At 58.1% G+C, this 1662-nt stretch carries 2 protein-coding genes; one reads left to right on the top strand and one right to left on the bottom strand.

Going from position 1 to position 1662, the window contains the following annotated elements; all coding sequences use genetic code 11:
* Positions 1–203: 203 nt before the first annotated feature.
* Entirely contained in the window at positions 204–791 is a 588-nt protein-coding gene (locus OO306_RS27980; RefSeq protein WP_265970377.1) for a TIGR00730 family Rossman fold protein, read from the bottom strand.
* A 349-nt stretch (positions 792–1140) separates the two neighbouring features.
* Here OO306_RS27980 and azu point away from each other — a divergent pair, with 349 nt between their 5' ends.
* On the top strand, positions 1141–1590 hold the full coding sequence (gene azu / locus OO306_RS27985; protein ID WP_043198099.1) for an azurin: 450 nt from the start codon (positions 1141–1143) through the stop codon (positions 1588–1590).
* Positions 1591–1662 lie beyond the last annotated feature (72 nt).

The following is a 1662-nucleotide window of genomic DNA, read 5'->3' on the forward strand; positions in this document are numbered from 1 at the left end:
GATTGATCTACTAAACGCGGGCTTCGCCAGCGACACCGCTACGTGGTATCGCTGGCGAAGCTATGCCTAGCGGGGGCCAACTTCAAAAAAATCCTCAAAGACAGTTGCTCCTACAGGTACAGCGCAGGCCTTGAATGCTGCATGGTATCTGTAGGCGCTGGCTTGCCTGCGATGGGCTGCAAAGCAGCCCCAAAATCTCAATTTCAATCCGGCTGCTTGTCGACCCACTTCGGCGCTACCGGCGCGACGAATTCACTCATCCCATCCAGCAATGCATCCGCCTGCTGCCCCAGCAGCAACATCGCCCGATGCTGCGGCCGCACGAAACCTTCCTCGACGATATGGTCAAGGAACCCGCCCAGCTTTTCATAAAAGCCATTCACATCGAGCAGGCCCAGCGGCTTGGCGTGATAGCCCAGTTGCCCCCAGGTCCACACCTCGAACAACTCCTCCAGCGTACCCAGCCCACCCGGCAGCGCAATGAAGGCATCGCTGAGTTCGGCCATGCGCGCCTTGCGCGCGTGCATGCCATCGACCACCTCCAGGCGGCTCAGGCCCTTGTGGCCCACCTCGGCGTCCAGCAGGCTTTGCGGGATGATCCCGACCACTTCGCCGCCCGCAGCCATGGCAGCATCGGCCACGACGCCCATCAAGCCGACAGCGCCGCCACCATAAACCAGGGTCAGGCCGCGCCGGGCAATGGCCTGGCCAAGGGCGACGGCCGCTTCACGGTAAGCAGGGTTGGCGCCGATGCTGGCGCCGCAGAAGACACACACGGAACGTACAAGCATTGCTCATCTCCAATCATTCAGAATGACAGGGTACGGCGCATGCCTGGCCGTTCCAAGGCCGGTGTCATTCCGGCCGGGAGAACTCGCAGACAGCACCCGTGGCACCCTGGGCATAGGCGGCAAGCAGGCTGTTCATGAAGCTGGAAATGCGCATTTGGTATTGCTCCTAAATGAGAGGTTGTCCCATCCTCCAATAAAAGGGCATGATGTGCCCTTAGATTGGTTGTATACAATCCATTGAACAATTCTACTGGCTGGCCACTTGACACCCCCTTGACCCATATCAGAAAGGGGCTGAACGGTTTCAGGCAGTCTCGCAATTGATAAAACCCTGCCAAGGAGATTCATGATGTTTGCGAAAGCTGTAGCGGTATCCCTGCTGACCCTCGCCAGCGCCTCTGTCTTCGCAGCCGAATGCTCGGTGACTGTCGAATCGACGGACCAGATGTCCTATACCACCAAGGAATTTACCGTCGACAAGAGCTGCAAGGAGTTCACCGTCAAACTGACGCACTCCGGCAACCTGCCGAAGAACGTCATGGGCCATAACCTGGTGATCAGCAAGACGGCTGACATGCAGGGTATTGCCACCGAAGGCATGAGCCAGGGCATCGAAAAGGGCTACCTGAAAGAAGACAACGCCAACATCATCGCCCACACCGCGATGATCGGTGCGCCGGAGAAAGAAACCGAAGTGAAGTTCGACACGTCCAAGCTTGAAGCCGGTGGCGACTACAGCTTCTTCTGCACCTTCCCGGGCCACATCTCGATGATGAAGGGCAAGGTTGTCGTCAAGTAATCAAAAGCTGACGCGGTAACCTGTGGGAGCGGGTTTACCCGCGAATGCGTCGGTGACTCCACCATCGCATTC

The organism is Pseudomonas sp. DCB_AW (assembly GCF_026240895.1).
Lineage (GTDB): Bacteria > Pseudomonadota > Gammaproteobacteria > Pseudomonadales > Pseudomonadaceae > Aquipseudomonas > Aquipseudomonas kermanshahensis.

Excerpts from the sequence above, each read along its gene's own strand:
- OO306_RS27980 (WP_265970377.1), bottom strand. The coding sequence starts at position 791 with ATGCTTGTACGTTCCGTGTGTGTCTTCTGCGGCGCCAGCATCGGCGCC.
- azu (WP_043198099.1), top strand. The coding sequence starts at position 1,141 with ATGTTTGCGAAAGCTGTAGCGGTATCCCTGCTGACCCTCGCCAGCGCC.